Consider the following 17,412-nt stretch of genomic DNA (forward strand, 5'->3'; position numbering starts at 1 on the left):
ACAAAAATTAAAGGCAGGGTTTTGAAAGTATTGATAAATTACCCAATCAACCATATTTCTTTACCACTAACGGGGAATTAATTTATTGAGTGTCTTCCCTTTTATCTAGCAACAAGTCAAAATTAGCGGTTAATTCTCCGTTTTATTAATTTTTAGGAATCATCATGCTTGAAGCGATTGCGTTTCTTATTATCGGCCTAGGTTTTTTGGTCTGGAGTGCAGATAAGTTGGTCTACGGTGCCGCCGCTCTTGCTCGCAACTTCGGCATCTCACCGTTAGTGATCGGTATGACGATTCTTGCAATGGGCTCATCTGCACCCGAAATGATGGTTTCAGCCACGGCAGCTCTGGATGGCAGAACCGATACTGCGGTGGGTAATATTTTAGGCTCCAACATTGCCAACATCGCACTGATTCTGGGTATTACCGCCCTTATAAAACCACTTTCCATTAGTTCTGGCGTGATTCGCCGTGAACTTCCACTGATGATAGGCGTCACGCTATTATCCGGTGCCATATTGTGGGACAACCATTTAGGCTTCTACGAAGGTGTGTTGTTGTTTGTTCTTTTTGCTGCGTTCTTATTCGCGATGCTGCAAATCAGCCGCAGTGAGAAAAAGAATGGCGATGCCTTCCTTGATGAGCAAGAATCAGAGGTCCCTGAAGGCGTAAGCAACCCTAAGGCCGCAATGTGGGTGGTCGTGGGTCTAATTATCCTGCCGTTAGCGGCCGATATGCTGGTTGATAACGCGGTGATCATCGCCAAATTCTTTGGTATGAGCGATCTGGTGATCGGCTTGACCATCATTGCCGTTGGCACCAGTCTGCCTGAGCTTGCAGCCTCTCTCGCTGGTGTTATGAAGGGTGAAGACGACATGGCAGTGGGCAATATCATTGGCTCTAACGTATTCAACATCCTTGCTGTTATGGGTATTCCAGGCATTCTCAACCCTTCAATTTTGAGCGAATTTGTGATGGGCCGTGACTTCTGGGTGATGCTCGGCGTCTCGCTACTGCTGGTGGTTATGGCACTCGGCAAATCACGCAGTGTTAATCGCATCGAAGGCGGCGTATTAATTGCTACATTCGTGGCATACCAGGGCTACCTACTCATGAATATGTCAGCTTAATTGTTGATTTAACTTCCCGTACTTGGAGTATTTGATGTCTCAGTCATTTGATTATCGCAGCGTAGCAAAACAGGTTTTAGAAACCGAGGTTGCAGGTCTTACTCAATTAGACCAATATTTTAATGATGATTTCTGTCAAGCGTGTGACCTTATCCTGAACAACCAAGGCAAAGTGGTTGTGATGGGCATGGGTAAATCAGGCCACATAGGCAACAAAATAGCGGCAACGCTAGCCAGTACTGGCACCTCGGCTTTCTTTGTACACCCAGGGGAAGCCGCGCACGGTGATCTCGGCATGATAGAAGCCGGTGATGTGGTCATCGCCATCTCCAATTCTGGCGAATCGGGTGAGATTCTTAGTCTATTCCCAGTATTAAAGCGCTTGAACATTAATATTATCAGCATGACAGGTAAACCAACATCAAACATGGCTACCCTGTCTGACATTCATTTGCAAATTTCAGTACCGAAAGAAGCATGTCCACTAGGCTTAGCGCCCACGACCAGTACCACAGCGACCTTGGTCATGGGGGACGCATTAGCCGTTGCTCTTTTACAAGCCAGAGGCTTCACCGCTGAAGATTTTGCGCTGTCTCACCCTGGTGGTGCTTTAGGTCGTCAACTATTGTTGAAACTTGAGGACATCATGCACACTGGCGAGGCATTACCTATTGTCACGCCTGACGCGCTAGTCAGAGATGCCTTACTCGAGATCTCACAGAAAGGCTTGGGCATGACAGCAATCGTTGGCGAAGATGGCCAAATGGCCGGCATTTTTACCGATGGGGATTTACGCCGAATCTTAGATAAACGCGTTGATATTCATAGCACTAAAATTGGTGATGTTATGACGCTAAACCCGACGGTCGCTGAACCAAACATGCTCGCGGTTGAAGGACTAAACTTGATGCAAGCGAAGAGTATCAATGGCCTGATGTTGTGCCATGAAGGCCAATTAGTCGGAGCCCTAAACATGCATGACTTACTGAAAGCTGGAGTAATGTAATGACACAAACAGTCGAAACTCTATACGGCACAATAGACTCCGGTGTATTTGCCATTGCAAAAGAGCTCAAACTGCTGATTTGTGATGTCGATGGTGTATTCTCAGATGGTCGCATCTACATGGGCAATAATGGTGAAGAGCTGAAAACCTTTCACACTCGTGACGGTTACGGCATTAAATCACTGATGAACGCGGGTATTGAAATCGCCATCATCACCGGTCGTAAATCTCAAATTGTTGAGAATCGAATGACCGCGCTTGGTATTACACTGATCTACCAAGGCCAAGATGACAAGGTCAAAGCGTATCACGATATTTGTAATAAGCTGTCTGTCGCACCAGAAAATACAGGCTACATTGGGGACGATCTGATCGACTGGCCTGTGATGGAAAAAGTCGGCTTGAAGGTCTGTGTGGCAGATGGTCATCCACTGCTTGCTCAGCGCGCAAACTACGTGACAACCATCAACGGCGGTCATGGCGCGGTACGTGAAGTCTGTGACCTCATTTTACAAGCAAGAGACGAACTCGACATGCATAAAGGTTTAAGCATATGAGTTTTACTCGTATTATCTATTTAATACTTATCTTTATTGCCTCTTGGTCGACATATTATTTGTACGACAAAGAGCAAGTTTCGACAATACAAGTGGCGCCCAATACGGAGCTACCCGCTTTTAGTGGTAAGAGCCTTGATAACATCAGCTACGACGAAAGAGGTATTCGTAGCTATCAGGTTGAGTCCACGTATTTAGAACATTACTCGGTGGTTGGCGATACCCATTTTCAAAACCCGGTGCTCTCAGTATTCCATGAAGGACACACGATTGAATGGCAACTCACTGCCGATCGAGCGATCATGGATGAAAATCAAGTCATCACTTTTTATGACAATGTCGTCGCCAAAAATCTGTTGCCAGAAGCCAGCTTCGACACAATGACCACCGAGAAAATGGTGGTCGAGCTTACAAGCCGAGATTTTTATTCAGATACTCCGGTCTATATGATCGGTACATTTTTTGAAACTGAGGGGCAAGCAATGAAGGGTAACTTTGGTACCAACAATGCGACTCTCTTTAATTCAGTTCAAGGTAGATATGAAACTCTTACACCTTAGTTTACTCGCTTTCACACTGGCGGCACCGAATGTCTACGCCCTATCTTCAGATAGCGAGCAGCCTGTCTATATTGATTCAGACAGCCAGCAATTAGATATGAAGAGCAACCAAGTGACTTTCCTTGGTGATGTAAACCTTAAGCAAGGTAGCATCAATATCAATGCCGATAAGGTCATTGTTACCCGCAACGCTGTCAACGGTGAGATAGAAGAGATCCAAGGGTTCGGCAAGCCGGCAACCTTCTCTCAACTGACCGATGATGGGAAAACACTCTATGGTGAAGCAAACGATCTGCATTACCAACTTATTGCCGACCAGTTGGTCATGACTAAGAATGCGATGCTCTCTCAAGACGGCAGCATCATTCGCGGTTCTAAGATAACTTATCAAATCACATCGCAAAAACTCGTCGCTAACAGCGGTGAGAACAAACGTGTATCAACGGTTCTACAACCAGCGGAAGTGAATAAGTAACCATGGCTGTTCTTAAAGCAAAAAATCTAGCAAAAACCTATGGCAAGCGTAAAGTTGTTACCGATGTAAGCTTGCAGGTAGAGTCAGGTCAAATAGTGGGACTGCTTGGCCCCAACGGTGCAGGTAAAACCACCTCTTTCTATATGATTGTTGGTCTGGTTGCACGTGATGAAGGCACCATCACCATTGATGATCGCGACATCAGTATCTTGCCAATGCACAGCCGTTCACGCCTTGGTATCGGCTACCTGCCTCAAGAGGCCTCTATCTTCCGTAAACTATCGGTAGAGAACAACATCATGGCCGTTTTACAAACCCGTGATGAGATGACCAATGAACAACGCCAAGATAAACTGGAAGATCTGCTAGAAGAGTTCAGCATCCAGCATATCCGAGCCAGTAATGGTATGGCTCTGTCTGGTGGTGAGCGTCGTCGTGTTGAAATTGCGCGTGCCCTAGCGGCAAACCCACAGTTCATTCTATTGGACGAACCGTTTGCCGGTGTTGACCCGATCTCGGTTATCGATATCAAAAAAATCATTGTTCACCTGCGCGATCGCGGCTTAGGCGTATTAATTACCGATCATAACGTTCGTGAGACATTAGACGTGTGTGAAAAAGCGTACATCGTCAGCCAAGGGCACCTGATTGCTGAGGGAACGCCTGAGGATGTTCTCAATAACGAACAAGTTAAACAAGTTTATCTAGGCGAACAATTCCGTCTATGATTAGATAGAGTGTCGAGCGTTCTAAGAATAATAACCAGGTAAATAACACTGAATGAAACCCTCATTACAACTTAAGCTAGGCCAACAGTTAGCAATGACTCCTCAATTGCAGCAAGCGATTCGTTTGTTGCAATTGTCTACATTAGATTTGCAGCAAGAAATTCAAGAAGCGCTCGAATCTAACCCACTACTCGATGTCGAAGAAGGCAATGAAGAAACGCCGACATCACAAGAAAAGCCTAGTAGTGACGAGAAGGAAACAGTAGAAGCTTCAGAGCCTGAGTTGCCTGATAGCTCGGATTTAATTGAAAAATCTGAGCTTGGTAACGAGCTAGAGATTGATACCACCTGGGAAGATGTTTACAGCGCTAATACAGGTAATACTGGGATTGCGATTGATGACGACATGCCCGTTTATCAAGGTGAAACGACCCAAAGCCTGCAAGATTACCTACTTTGGCAACTCGACCTCACACCATTTTCTGATACCGACCGAAGCATCGCTTTCGCGCTGATTGACGCGATTGATAACCATGGTTACCTGACCGTATCTTGTGAAGATATCCTCGAAAACTTCGACAACGAAGAGATTGAACTTGATGAAATCCAAGCCGTTCGCAAACGAATTCAGCAATTTGACCCGCTAGGTGTCGGCTCTGTGAACCTGCAAGATTGCCTACTGCTGCAGTTGGAGACCTTCCCTCAAGATACCCCTTGGCTCAACGAAGCTAAGTTAGTACTTACTAACCACATCGATCAGTTGGGGAATCGTGATTACAAATTAGTTATCAAAGAAACCAAATTAAAAGAGGCAGAGCTGCGTGAAGTTCTACAACTCATTCAGCAATTGGATCCTCGTCCTGGTAGTAAGATCACACCGGATGACACTGAGTACGTGATTCCTGATGTGTCAGTCTTCAAAGAGCTTGGGAAATGGTTAGTGACCATTAACCCCGATAGCGTTCCTAAGCTGAAAGTGAACCAACAATACGCTAGCCTGAGCAGTAAAGGCAGCAGTGCCGACAATCAGTTCATTCGCTCAAATTTGCAAGAAGCAAAGTGGCTCATTAAAAGCCTAGAAAGTCGAAATGAGACGTTACTCAAAGTAGCACGTTGCATCGTTGAACATCAGCGTGATTTCTTCGAACATGGCGAAGAAGCGATGAAACCAATGGTGCTCAACGACGTTGCATTAGCTGTTGATATGCATGAATCCACGATCTCTCGTGTGACAACCCAAAAATTCATGCATACCCCACGTGGCATCTTTGAGCTTAAATACTTTTTCTCGAGCCATGTCAGCACCGATAATGGTGGTGAGTGTTCATCCACAGCAATTCGCGCACTCATTAAGAAGCTGGTCGCGGCAGAAAATACCGCCAAGCCTCTAAGTGATAGCAAGATTGCAGCTCTACTGGCTGACCAAGGAATTCAGGTAGCAAGACGTACCATTGCAAAATACCGTGAATCTCTGGGGATTGCCCCATCGAGTCAGCGTAAACGCCTGCTATAAACTCATGCGTCGCTATTTACTTAGCCGCGATAACCAGGCAACTAACTGAAAAGGAAAGTCTATGCAAATCAATATTCAAGGCCATCACGTTGATCTTACCGATTCAATGCAAGACTATGTTCATACTAAATTCGAAAAACTTGAGCGTTTCTTTGATCATATCAATAGCGTTCAGGTTGTATTACGAGTTGAGAAAATCAATCAAACTGCAGAAGCGACCCTGCATATAAATCAAGGTGAGATTCATGCAACGGCAACAGATGAAAGTATGTATGCCGCTATTGATTCCTTAGTCGATAAACTCGTTCGACAACTCAACAAGCACAAAGAAAAGCTAAGTAGTCACTAACATGCAATTAAGCGAAGTACTTTCATTGGACTGCACTAAGAGTGCCGTCCAATGCACAAGCAAAAAAAGAGCCCTTGAGCTCATCAGCCAAATCGCCGCAGAAAGTTGTGGGCAAGATTCAACAGAGCTATTTGAGTGTATGTTGAGTCGTGAAAAAATGGGCAGTACTGGTATTGGCAATGGCATCGCTATTCCTCACGCTCGTATGAACGCCAGTGATAAAGCGATTGCGGTATTACTGCAATGCCAAGAGCCAATCGAATTTGATGCAATTGATAATCGTCCCGTTGATGTTCTGTTTGCGCTACTGGTTCCAAGTGAGCAATGTAAGGAGCATTTAAAAACCCTTTCTTGCATGGCAGAGCGACTGAACGACAAGCAAACGCTTAAACAGTTGCGTAATGCTCAAAGTGATCAAGAGCTTTACGACATCATGATTAAAGTGCCGACTTGCGAGCAATAACATGCGACTGATCGTAGTAAGTGGCCAATCTGGGGCCGGTAAAAGTGTTGGGCTGCGAGTTCTTGAAGACTTGGGGTATTACTGTGTTGATAACCTGCCCGTTAGCCTGCTCAACGACTTCGTTGGGTCGGTACGAGAAATCAATCAAAACGTCGCTGTCAGTATTGATATTCGCAACCTACCGAAAGAACCTCAATTAGTCACTGAGACGCTAGAGCAGCTAGAATCTGCCACCAATATTGATGTGGATGTGTTGTTCCTCGATGCGAACAAACAAACACTGCTCAAGCGCTACAGCGAAACCCGAAGAATTCACCCTCTCTCCATTGGCCACGAAAAACTTTCGCTTGAACAAGCGATTGATTTAGAGCAAACAATGCTCGCTCCGCTTGTCGAACAAGCCAGCATTGTGATTGACAGCAGTGACTGCAACCTCTATGAGTTAAGTGAACAAGTTCGCTTTAAGGTTGAAGGCAAAGAGAAGCAAGAGCTGATCATCGTCTTTCAATCTTTCGGCTTTAAATATGGCTTACCCCGTGATGCCGACTATGTGTTTGATGTGCGCTTCTTGCCTAACCCGCACTGGGTACCCGCTCTACGGCCATTAACCGGTCTTGATGCGCCGATCCACTCATTTCTAGAACAGCACTCAGAAGTTCTGGATCTCAAACAGCAGATCCAAGGCTTTGTTGAGCAGTGGCTACCCATGCTAGAAAGTAACAACCGCAGTTACCTAACGGTCGCGATTGGTTGCACTGGCGGCAAGCACCGCTCGGTTTATCTCACTCAAAAAATTGGTGAGTACTTCGAACAACTTGGCCATCAAGTTCAAATCAGACACGCCTCCCTAGAAAAGCACCAACAAGGCTAACCATGGAATTAAATCGAACGGTACTGATCCAAAATCGCTTGGGTCTTCACGCTAGAGCTGCTGTTAAGTTGGTTGAGCTTGCACAAAGCTTTAATGCCACCATCACCATTCATAGTGAAGAAGATAAAAGCGCAACCGCAGACAGTGTTATGGGACTGCTGATGCTAGAATCCGCACAAGGGCAATACATCACCATTCAAGCTAGCGGTACAGACTCGCAACAAGCACTGGATGCCGTCTGTCATCTCATTGAAGACAAGTTTGATGAGGGTGAGTAGCGAAAACACCTCACTCATAACACCTAAGACTCAAACAGCGAACCAACCAATATTAAATTAAATATTCGTTCTATCTAAGTTTATGATTTAAATAAGCCCCAGAATTAAGCTACTATTCCAAGTATTGTTAGAATAATAAGATAGGAGGACAATATGGCAGAGCAATTAGAATTCGACCAAGCTCACCAAACCCTCCAAGAAGTCAGCGAAGCCCTAGAAAATGGCCGATTTGTTCATGTACGTCGACAACTTCAGGACATGGAACCTGAAGATATCGCTCACCTTTTAGAAGCCTCCCCTCGCAAAAGTCGTGAAGTACTCTGGCAACTCACCGATCCAGAAGACTACGGTGAAATTCTTGATGAGCTGAACGAAGACGTCAAAGATGCCCTTGTATCTAAAATGGCACCTGAGACCTTGGCAGAAGCTACTGAGGGCATGGAAACCGATGACGTCGCGTACGTACTTCGAAGCCTACCCGATAATGTTTCTCGTGAAGTCCTTTCGCAAATGGACTCCGTCGAACGTGCATTAGTAGAAACCGCCCTCTCGTACCCTGAGAATTCAGCCGGTGCGATCATGAATACCGACGTCATCACCATTCGTGGTGATGTCGATGTCGATGTCGTATTGCGATACATGCGTATGCGTGGCGAACTGCCAGAAGCGACCGACGCACTCTACGTCATTGACCAAGAGGAGCGGCTGATTGGTAACCTGTCATTAACCACACTCATTACCACTCAGCCTGATGTCGCGGTGTCAGAAGTGATGGACGATGCCGACGAAGCGATCACCGTTGAAACCAGTGCTTCAGATATTGCGAGCCTATTTGAACGTCGTAATTGGGTCTCAGCTCCCGTAGTCGATAGTAATCAACACCTTGTTGGTCGTATCACCATCGATGATGTGGTTGATGTTATCCGAGAAGATGCCGAGCACTCAATGATGAGTATGGCGGGTATGGATGATGACGAAGATACCTTCGCCCCGGTCGTTAAATCCGCTCGCCGCCGCAGTGTGTGGCTAGGGGCGAATGTCCTCGCAGCACTCGCAGCGGCATCGGTATCGAACATGTTTGAAGCCACGCTCGACCAAATGGCGGCGATTGCGGTACTGATGACTATCGTACCTTCCATGGGTGGGGTTGCCGGTAACCAAACCGTTGCACTGGTGATTCGTGGTTTAGCTCTCGGTCATATCGGTGACAGTAACAAACGCGAACTGCTCCTCAAAGAGGCGGCGATCGGCTTCCTTAACGGCGCATTATGGGCTGTGATCATTGGTGGTATAGTCGTAGCTTGGAAAGGTAACTGGATACTAGGAGGTATTATCTCAGCGGCGATGATGACTAACTTAATTGTCGCAGGTATTGCCGGTGTTACCATCCCAGTGATGCTGAAAAAGATGAATATCGACCCAGCACTGGCGGGCGGTATGGTACTGACCTCCGTCACCGATGTTATTGGCCTATCGGTGTTCTTAGGCTTAGCCACGATACTTATCTAGCTTGATTACAACTCGGTAAATGCAAAAAGGGAGCCACTGGCTCCCCTTTTTAATGCATCAGATTTAAACTTCAGGTTTAGGTCCCATGTTTAAACTAAAGCAAATCAGCAAATTACTCACCCGCGACTTTCATTGACTCAAGCAAGATAGAACCGGTTTGAATTTGCGAACGTGTTTCTACGTCATTACCAACCGCAACAATCTGCGTAAACATCTCTTTTAGATTACCTGCGATGGTAACTTCTGATACTGGGTATTGGATCTCTCCGTTCTCAACCCAGAAACCCGCAGCGCCACGAGAGTAATCGCCAGTCACGGTATTCACGCCTTGGCCCATCACTTCAGTCACGAAGAAGCCCGTACCGAGCTCTTTTAGCATCTGTTCAAAGTTTTGGCCTGTCGATTTCACGAACCAGTTATGAATACCACCCGCATGGCCGGTTGGTGTCATGTCCATTTTACGTGCTGCGTAACTCGTCAATAGGTAAGTTGCTAGAACACCGTCAGTGATGATTTCACGATCTTGAGTGTAAACCCCTTCGCTATCAAACGGGTTTGAAGCTAAACCACGTAAAATATGTGGGCGCTCTGAAATGTTGAACCAGTCCGGTAGGATTTTCTGACCTAGATGATCCAATAAGAACGACGACTTACGGTATAGATTACCGCCACTAATCGCCATCACAAGGTGGCCAATTAGGCCAGTCGCGACATCGTTAGCGAACATAATTGGATATTGGCCTGTTGTTAGCTTTTTCGCATCCAAGCGGCTAATGGTCTTCTCTGCCGCTTCTTGACCTACACGCTCAGGCGTCCACAGCTCATCACGGTGACGTGCGACGGTGTAGCTGTAGTCGCGTTCCATTTCACCATTAGCGCCTTGTCCAATCACACAACAGCTCGTGCTGTGGCGGCTTGACGCGTAGCTTGCGAGTAAACCATGGCTGTTACCATAAACCTTAACGCCATAGTGGCTGTCATAGCTTGCGCCATCACTCTGTTTGATCTTGTCACTGTAGGCTAGCGCTTGCTTCTCAGCAGCAATCGCAATCTCAGCCGCGTAATCTGGGTTTGGCTCATCAGGGTGGAAAAGATCCAAGTCTGGGATCTCTTTTACCATGTATTCTTTTGCTGCCGGGCCAGCAAACGGATCTTCAGAGGTGTACTGAGCGATATCAAGTGCCGCCGCTACCGTTTGAGCGATAGCCTTCTCACTCAGATCAGATGTAGATGCGCTGCCTTTTTTCTGGCCGCGATAAACAGTAATACCTAGCGCACCATCACTATTAAATTCAACGTTTTCCACTTCACACATACGTGTAGAAACACTTAACCCCGTTGATTTAGTAATAGCGACCTCAGCGGCGTCTGCACTCACAGAGGCCATATCCAACGCTTTTGCTACTGCGGCTTCTAGCTCAACTCTTTGCTGGGCGACTTGCTGTTTTACATCCATATCTATTCTAATTTTGTAGGTCAATATTAGGTAGGATAACAAGAATTTCGCTTTCTCCCCAAGATTCTTGCTAAAATAGGCAATATATTCGTTTGAGATAGTGACATAGGCAGAAAAGATGGCTCGCAAAAACCAAAAAGCCCCATGGGAACCAGAAGAAGAAATCATCTGGGTAAGTAAGACAGAAATGAAAACGGACATGGACGCCCTGCAAAAGCTGGGAGAAGAGCTTGTTGGACTAAAGCCTTCTGTATTAGACAAATTTCCGCTGTCTGAAGATTTGGCACAAGCGATTAAAGATGCACAACGCTTTAAAAATGAAGCTAAGCGCCGTCAACTTCAATACATTGGTAAAGTCATGCGCAATGTCGATCCTGAGCCAATTCAAGCCGCTTTGGATAAAGTTCGTAACAAACACTCACAAGCAACCGCTGAGCTGCATAAGCTTGAACTACTGCGTGATCGTGTGGTTGCTGAAGGTGATGCCGCCATTTCAGAAGTCATGGAAATGTACCCTGAAGCAGACCGTCAGCGTCTTCGTCAACTCGCTCGCCAAGCTAACAAAGAGAAATCAGCAAATAAGCCAGCGAAATCTTCTCGTGAGATCTTCCAAATCTTAAAAGAGCTAAAGCTAGAAGACTAATCTGTGTCTCGCTCTACTCATAGAGAGAATAAAAGACCTAGCGCATGCTAGGTCTTTTTGTTTTCGACGTACTCAATATCAAAAAATATTCCGTGTAACGATCAACGATCACTCACCTGCTCGAACAAATGCACTGAGCTCCGGCTGTGGATGCTCCGCTGTCAGTACCTCTATCAAGTCTGCAACCAACACCTTACCTAACGCCACAAATGCAAATTTATTCGCGATACTGCGCGCATCACCTAAATGGTGAGTCACCATCAAAACCGTAATATTTCGCTCTGCCGCTAAGCGCTTCACTAAACTCAGCATCTCCTCTCGCAGTAAAGGGTCGAGCGCAGAGAACGGCTCATCAAGCAGCCAAATATCATGTGGTTGGACAAAACAACGGGCTAACGCCACACGCTGTCGTTGACCGCCCGATAAGTGCTCAGGCAATCTGTCCAAATATTCAGCAACACCGACTTGTACTGCTGCTTGCTCAACTTCGAGCTTCTGGGTTGCCGTGAGCCTTAGCCCTGGATGTAACCCTAGCCCAATATTTTCTCGCACCGTAAGATGGGCAAAGAGGTTGTGCTCTTGAAACAACATTGCCAATGGGCGTTGATGCACCTCTTTGCCAATCAGCGACTGCCCTGCCACAGAAATCGTACCCGATGTCGGCTCTATAAACCCCGCGACTAGCGCAAGCAGTGTTGATTTACCAGCGCCACTTGGCCCCATAAGCGCAACAATATCGCCCTGTTCAGCTTGAAAATCAAAGCTAAATAACTCCCTGTGATAGTGGTAGTCCACATCTTTCATCACTAACATCATCGGTTCCTTAACTCTTTAGTCCTTTAGTTGTTTAGTATTGAGCTTAGATCTTCGAGTAAATAAAAATTCAATCAAGCTAAAGCTACCGACACTCAACAACAATAAACTCACGGAGACGACAGCAGCGGCCTCCATTTGATAGCTGCCTAACAATTGAAATAGGTATAACGGCAGCGTTCTAAAATCTTGACTGCCAAATAAGGCAATCGCGCTTAAGTCACCCATCGCTAACATAAAGCTGATCGAAAAAGCCTGTGCCATAGGTTTACGCAGTGCGCGCCACTCCACTAGCCTAAAACGCGTAAAGCCTGTCATACCTAAACTGGCACATACATATTGATATTGTTGAGACAGATGCAGCATAGGTTGAGCTAGGGTTTTAATTACGTAAGGCAGCGCCATTAAGCTGTTGACCGCAATCACGATAAAGAAAGCAAGGCTGAACACATCGGTAAATGAGCGCAGTAATAAGAAGATACCCGTACTGATCACAAGCCCCGGAGTGACTAAGATAATAGTGCCAATCAGCTCGATTTTATCGGCTCTAAAGTTTTTATTCTGTAAGCGCCATGCTCGACTGGTCAGGAGTATCGCGATACCAATCCCAACCGCGATAACACTTGCTAATGACGCGACTTTAACCGAAGTCATTAACGCCGCCCAAAACGGCTCACTGCTCAGTACGGTTAATGCTTGCGAGTTAATACCACTGACCATCACCATCGCCAACGGCGGTAACACCAGCATTGAGACTACGATGATCCAAAAGCTATCCCAAGCTTTTGACCACCAGTAGTCCTTAACCAAATACTTGTCTTCCGATAACTGACTGGCCGTCACCGAAATCGGCTTGGATAGGCGCTGAATGATCACCGCAAGTACCCCACACAGCAACATTTGCCATATCGCGAGCAAGGCACCAGCCTGCAAGTCAAAGTCGAATTTAATCGCCTGATAAATAGCGAGCTCGATAGTGGTTGATTTAGGTCCACCGCCGAGTGCCATCACGGTAGCAAAACTGGTAAAACACAGCATAAAGACCAAGCCACACACATGAGGCAATTGCTGCCTTAAACGCGGCCATTCAACCCATCTGAATTTATTCCAATGACTCATACCTAAGTGCGCACACAGCTTGTGTTGCTCTGCAGGCACTGTATCTAAGGCTTGTAAAAGTAAACGACTGGCATAGGGTAGATTAAAGAAGACGTGTGCCAGCAAAATGCCGTTCAACCCATAGATGGAGAATGGCAATTCACTATCGAAGTTCGCCAAAAATTTAGCTAACCAACCGCTGTTTCCATAGATTGCGAGTAAGCCAAACACGCCGACCAACACCGGCAAAACTAAGGTCGAGGAGAACAGCCTCAATAATAAGGCTCGCCCAAAAAACTGTCTGCGACACAACGCGTGAGCAATCGGTATAGCAAAGCCAACGCTCAGCACAGTAGAGAGTGTCGCTTGATAAAAGCTGAACTTCGTTACATGCCAATAGTAAGGATCGGACCATACTTGGCTGATATCAAGAGAAGGGGCCCTGCTAAGCAATGCCCCTACAGCTGAAACCACGAAGGCGGTAATGAATATCGCGACCCAAATACCGACCTTAGGCGTTTTCTTTATCATAAATTGATTTTTACCGTAACAAGTCCATTCCAAACATAAAGAATGGATTTAAATACAGGTCGTTCATTCTTTTAAAAGTAAATTAAAAAGTAAGCGCACTCTGCCATTCACGAATCCATGGCTTTCGCTTAGCGGCAACTTCTTCAGGCGTAAAGCTTAGCGCTTGCTGAGGAACCGTAAGTTGCTCGAATCCTTTTGGCAGCTCAATATCGGTGACTGGGTACATCCAGTTGCCTGTGGGCATCGCCGACTGGAATTCATCACTTAGGATAAACGCCATAAACTCATCAGCCAGTTTCTCATTGTTGCTACCTTTAACCTTCGCTGCCACTTCCACTTGGGTATAATGGCCCTCTTCAAAACTTGCGGCAGCGTATTTAGAATCACTCTCTGCGATGATGTGGTAAGCCGGAGACGTAGTGTAAGACAACACTAAATCCGACTCACCTTCTAAGAACATGGAGTAAGCTTCAGACCAACCTTTGGTTACCGTCACGGTTTTCTGAGCCAGCTTCTTCCACGCTGTAGCCGCATTATTACCGTATACCGACTTCATCCAAAGCATCATGCCTTGTCCCGGTGTTGATGTGCGTGGATCTTGGTAGATCACTTTAAGATCATCACGCTGTTCAACCAGCTCTCTCAGACTCTTAGGTGGGTTTGCCAATTTCTCGGTGTTGTAGATAAAAGCAAAGTAACCAAAATCATAAGGGACAAAAGTACTGTCGCTCCACCCATTGGGCAGTATCACGGATGAAGTATCGACATTGTGCTCAGCCAATAGTCCCGTGTTTTTCGCTTCCGCCATTAGGTTGTTATCCAAACCTAAAACAATATCCGCTTTGCTATGACGGCCTTCAAGTCGCAGACGGTTTAAAATAGAGACCCCGTCTTCTAGCGCGACAAAATTCACATCACAGCCACACTGTGCTTCAAATGCTTTTTCAACGATAGGACCAGGCCCCCAATCCGCTGCGAACGAGTCGTAGGTGTAAACGGTGAGGGTATTGTCTGCCGCAAAAGCAGAAAAAGAGATGGCGGTGGTAGTCGCAAGGGTGGTTAATGTGAATTTCACTAGACGCTCTCCATGGTCTATGGCACAGGATTGAGGGAGGAGAACGGCTGAGGTTGTTCCTAACTCAATTCCTACGCCAGCATTATCTGGTTCAGGTTTACGGGTCCCAAGCTCGCTTGATCTCAACTCGCATTCATTAGTTGAATGGTTCGCTCCCCGATGAGTGTTCAGGATTGTAATTTTATTTTTAACAATAAGCCATCAAGTTAGGCTCAATTACGTTGATCGTACCCCCAACGTGGCACTAAGCCCTGCTCAATACCAAGGTGATCCAAAATACGTGCTACCATAAAATCAATCAGATCCTCAATCGACTTAGGCTGGTGATAAAAACCCGGAGCCGCTGGCATGATCGTCACGCCCATGGTTGAGAGTTTGTGCATATTTTCTAGATGCAGCGTGGAAAATGGCGTTTCACGAACCACCAGTAACAGCTGCCCTCGCTCTTTCATGACGACGTCAGCCGCTCTCTCAATCAGGTTATCCGATAAGCCATGAGCAATTGAAGCCAGACTGCCTGCCGAACATGGGCACACTACCATCTGTTTTGGTGCCGCTGAACCCGACGCAACCGGTGAGAACCAGTCATCTTTGCCACACACCACCAGCTTTTGTGGGTCACAACCTAAGTGCTTAACTAAAGCTTGTTTCGCCGCTTCTGGTCCTGCGGGTAATTGGAGTTGATGCTCAGTCGCCAGCACCACCCTCGCCGCCGACGATATCAGTAAATAAACCTGATAATCAGCCGCCAATAGGCACTCAAGTAAACGCAGCCCGTAAGGCGCACCAGATGCGCCAGTGAACGCGAGGGTTATCGCTTTATCGTGTTTTATCATGGTCTCAATTATTTCAGGTTATAGGAGCTTGAATGGCATTAGCCTTTGAGTGCCAATGCATCCAACAGTTTCTGGTGAATGCCATCAAAGCCACCATTGCTCATCACCAATATTTGGTCACCAGCTTGTGCCTCTGCGACAATCTTAGCAACGAATGCATCCATATCATCACTGACGTGTGCCGGTTGATGACAGGCATCCGCGACATCTTGCACTGACCAATCAATGTTGTCCGGCTGGAATAAGTAGGTCGAATCCGCCTGCTTCAGAGAATCAGCCAAGGTTGCTTTGTGCACGCCTCGCTTCATGGTCGCAGAGCGAGGCTCTAAAACCGCAATGATTTTTTGATTGTCTACCTTGTTACGTAAACCGCCCAGCGTCAGTTCAATCGCGGTTGGGTGGTGAGCAAAGTCATCATAGACAGAAACTCCTGCCACCTCACCTTTAAACTCCAAGCGACGCTTAGTATTGATGAAGGTCGCCAGCGACTCACACCCTAGATCCGGTGTCACCCCTACGTGCCTTGCCGCTGCAATTGCCATTAATGCGTTACTGACGTTATGATCGCCAACTAAATCCCAGTCGACGGTACCAACATATTCACCCTGGAAATACACCTCAAATTGAGAGCCATCTTTCACCAGCTTCTTGGCATTCCAGTCTCCAAATTTACCGCTCGATTCCGTCTCACTCCAGCAACCACGTGCTAGAACATCTTCAATAGCGGTATCTTGCTTAGGTGAAAAAATACGTCCATTGCTCGGCACAGTGCGCACCAAATGATGGAATTGACGCTTTATCGCTTCCAGATCGTCGAAGATGTCTGCATGGTCGAACTCTAGATTATTGATCACCAAGGTTCTTGGGTGGTAGTGAACGAACTTAGAACGCTTGTCGAAAAAAGCACTGTCATATTCATCAGCTTCGACCACAAAGAACATACTTTCACCCAGTCTCGCTGAAATACCAAAGTTCCCTAAAACACCACCAACTAAGAAGCCCGGTGCATAGCCGCAATCTTCTAAGATCCATGCTAGCATGCTTGATGTCGTAGTCTTACCATGTGTCCCTGATACCGCCAGCACCCAGCGATCATGCAACAAGAACTCTTGTAACCACTGCGGACCAGACGTGTATCTCAGGTTATGATCCAACACATACTCAACACATGGATTACCACGGCTCATCGCGTTACCAATCACCACAAGATCCGGCTTGGGCTCAAGTTGTACGGGGTCGAACCCTTCAATTATTTCAATCCCTTGAGATTCCAGTAAAGTGCTCATTGGAGGATAAACGTTCGCATCACTCCCCGTCACCTTATGACCTAATTGACGAGCCAATACCGCTGCACCACCCATGAAGGTGCCACAAATTCCTAAGATATGAATATGCATAAGTTGCTTCCAAATACTTGGCTAAATGAATCATGTCTAAATCGAACGACTGTATTCATTATCATTAATTAGCGATTAAAAGCGAGTCGCAATGCAAAACAAATGAGGTCGACATGCTAAGTGA

At 46.4% G+C, this 17,412-nt stretch carries 19 protein-coding genes and 1 riboswitch; of the genes, 13 read left to right on the top strand and 6 right to left on the bottom strand.

Annotation, left to right across the window (positions count from 1 at the left end; genetic code table 11):
• Positions 1-164 precede the first annotated feature (164 nt).
• The 12 genes from Q1A70_RS04455 to mgtE all read left to right on the top strand — a co-directional run bounded on the left by Q1A70_RS04455 (position 165) and on the right by mgtE (position 9,439).
• A complete protein-coding gene (locus tag Q1A70_RS04455) occupies positions 165-1,130 on the top strand; it encodes a calcium/sodium antiporter (protein WP_299687540.1) in 966 nt (321 codons plus the stop codon).
• 34 nt (positions 1,131-1,164) lie between these two features.
• Positions 1,165-2,136, top strand: a complete 972-nt coding sequence (kdsD, locus tag Q1A70_RS04460) for an arabinose-5-phosphate isomerase KdsD (RefSeq protein ID WP_299687537.1) — start codon at positions 1,165-1,167, stop codon at positions 2,134-2,136.
• Positions 2,136-2,693 carry a 3-deoxy-manno-octulosonate-8-phosphatase KdsC gene (gene kdsC, locus Q1A70_RS04465; protein ID WP_299687535.1) on the top strand — a complete coding sequence of 186 codons (558 nt, stop codon included), beginning with the start codon at positions 2,136-2,138 and terminating at the stop codon, positions 2,691-2,693. Before kdsD ends, kdsC begins: the two co-directional genes overlap by 1 nt.
• Positions 2,690-3,253 carry an LPS export ABC transporter periplasmic protein LptC gene (gene lptC, locus Q1A70_RS04470; protein WP_299687532.1) on the top strand — a complete coding sequence of 188 codons (564 nt, stop codon included), beginning with the start codon at positions 2,690-2,692 and terminating at the stop codon, positions 3,251-3,253. Before kdsC ends, lptC begins: the two co-directional genes overlap by 4 nt.
• On the top strand, positions 3,234-3,728 hold the full coding sequence (gene lptA, locus Q1A70_RS04475; RefSeq protein ID WP_299687529.1) for a lipopolysaccharide transport periplasmic protein LptA: 495 nt from the start codon (positions 3,234-3,236) through the stop codon (positions 3,726-3,728). Before lptC ends, lptA begins: the two co-directional genes overlap by 20 nt.
• A gap of 2 nt (positions 3,729-3,730) precedes the next feature.
• Positions 3,731-4,456 (top strand): LPS export ABC transporter ATP-binding protein, encoded by a 726-nt coding sequence (lptB, locus tag Q1A70_RS04480; protein ID WP_299687526.1) that lies wholly within the window; start codon positions 3,731-3,733, stop codon positions 4,454-4,456.
• Positions 4,457-4,508: 52 nt separating this feature from the next.
• Positions 4,509-5,969, top strand: coding sequence for an RNA polymerase factor sigma-54 (locus Q1A70_RS04485; protein WP_299687523.1), 1,461 nt, complete (start codon positions 4,509-4,511; stop codon positions 5,967-5,969).
• A 61-nt stretch (positions 5,970-6,030) separates the two neighbouring features.
• Positions 6,031-6,318: a ribosome hibernation promoting factor gene (hpf, locus tag Q1A70_RS04490; RefSeq protein ID WP_299687520.1), complete on the top strand. Its 288-nt coding sequence runs from the start codon at positions 6,031-6,033 to the stop codon at positions 6,316-6,318.
• A 1-nt stretch (position 6,319) separates the two neighbouring features.
• Positions 6,320-6,781 (top strand): PTS IIA-like nitrogen regulatory protein PtsN, encoded by a 462-nt coding sequence (gene ptsN, locus Q1A70_RS04495; protein WP_299687517.1) that lies wholly within the window; start codon positions 6,320-6,322, stop codon positions 6,779-6,781.
• A 1-nt stretch (position 6,782) separates the two neighbouring features.
• The gene (gene rapZ / locus Q1A70_RS04500) at positions 6,783-7,652 is read left to right on the top strand and encodes an RNase adapter RapZ (protein WP_299687514.1); all 870 of its coding nucleotides are present in this window, start codon (positions 6,783-6,785) and stop codon (positions 7,650-7,652) included.
• A 2-nt stretch (positions 7,653-7,654) separates the two neighbouring features.
• Positions 7,655-7,930, top strand: a complete 276-nt coding sequence (locus Q1A70_RS04505) for an HPr family phosphocarrier protein (protein WP_299687511.1) — start codon at positions 7,655-7,657, stop codon at positions 7,928-7,930.
• 153 nt (positions 7,931-8,083) lie between these two features.
• Entirely contained in the window at positions 8,084-9,439 is a 1,356-nt protein-coding gene (mgtE, locus tag Q1A70_RS04510) for a magnesium transporter (protein ID WP_299687508.1), read from the top strand.
• A gap of 112 nt (positions 9,440-9,551) precedes the next feature.
• Here mgtE and pmbA read toward each other — a convergent pair whose 3' ends face one another.
• Complete coding sequence (pmbA, locus tag Q1A70_RS04515) at positions 9,552-10,895, bottom strand: metalloprotease PmbA (RefSeq protein ID WP_299687504.1); 1,344 nt, start codon at positions 10,893-10,895, stop codon at positions 9,552-9,554.
• Between the two features lie 118 nt (positions 10,896-11,013).
• Between pmbA and yjgA the strand changes: the two genes are divergently transcribed.
• Positions 11,014-11,538, top strand: a complete 525-nt coding sequence (gene yjgA, locus Q1A70_RS04520) for a ribosome biogenesis factor YjgA (RefSeq protein ID WP_299687501.1) — start codon at positions 11,014-11,016, stop codon at positions 11,536-11,538.
• Positions 11,539-11,646: 108 nt separating this feature from the next.
• Here yjgA and thiQ read toward each other — a convergent pair whose 3' ends face one another.
• The 5 genes from thiQ to mpl all read right to left on the bottom strand — a co-directional run bounded on the left by thiQ (position 11,647) and on the right by mpl (position 17,288).
• Positions 11,647-12,351, bottom strand: a complete 705-nt coding sequence (gene thiQ, locus Q1A70_RS04525; RefSeq protein WP_299687603.1) for a thiamine ABC transporter ATP-binding protein — start codon at positions 12,349-12,351, stop codon at positions 11,647-11,649.
• Positions 12,352-12,369: 18 nt separating this feature from the next.
• A complete protein-coding gene (thiP, locus tag Q1A70_RS04530; protein WP_299687498.1) occupies positions 12,370-13,980 on the bottom strand; it encodes a thiamine/thiamine pyrophosphate ABC transporter permease ThiP in 1,611 nt (536 codons plus the stop codon).
• 82 nt (positions 13,981-14,062) lie between these two features.
• Positions 14,063-15,055, bottom strand: a complete 993-nt coding sequence (thiB, locus tag Q1A70_RS04535) for a thiamine ABC transporter substrate binding subunit (protein WP_299687495.1) — start codon at positions 15,053-15,055, stop codon at positions 14,063-14,065.
• A 51-nt stretch (positions 15,056-15,106) separates the two neighbouring features.
• Positions 15,107-15,224: riboswitch (TPP riboswitch) on the bottom strand.
• A 43-nt stretch (positions 15,225-15,267) separates the two neighbouring features.
• The gene (locus tag Q1A70_RS04540) at positions 15,268-15,891 is read right to left on the bottom strand and encodes a flavin prenyltransferase UbiX (protein ID WP_299687492.1); all 624 of its coding nucleotides are present in this window, start codon (positions 15,889-15,891) and stop codon (positions 15,268-15,270) included.
• 38 nt (positions 15,892-15,929) lie between these two features.
• On the bottom strand, positions 15,930-17,288 hold the full coding sequence (gene mpl / locus Q1A70_RS04545; RefSeq protein WP_299687489.1) for a UDP-N-acetylmuramate:L-alanyl-gamma-D-glutamyl-meso-diaminopimelate ligase: 1,359 nt from the start codon (positions 17,286-17,288) through the stop codon (positions 15,930-15,932).
• Positions 17,289-17,412 lie beyond the last annotated feature (124 nt).

The organism is uncultured Vibrio sp. (assembly GCF_947488985.1).
In the GTDB taxonomy this organism is placed as follows: Bacteria; Pseudomonadota; Gammaproteobacteria; order Enterobacterales; family Vibrionaceae; genus Vibrio.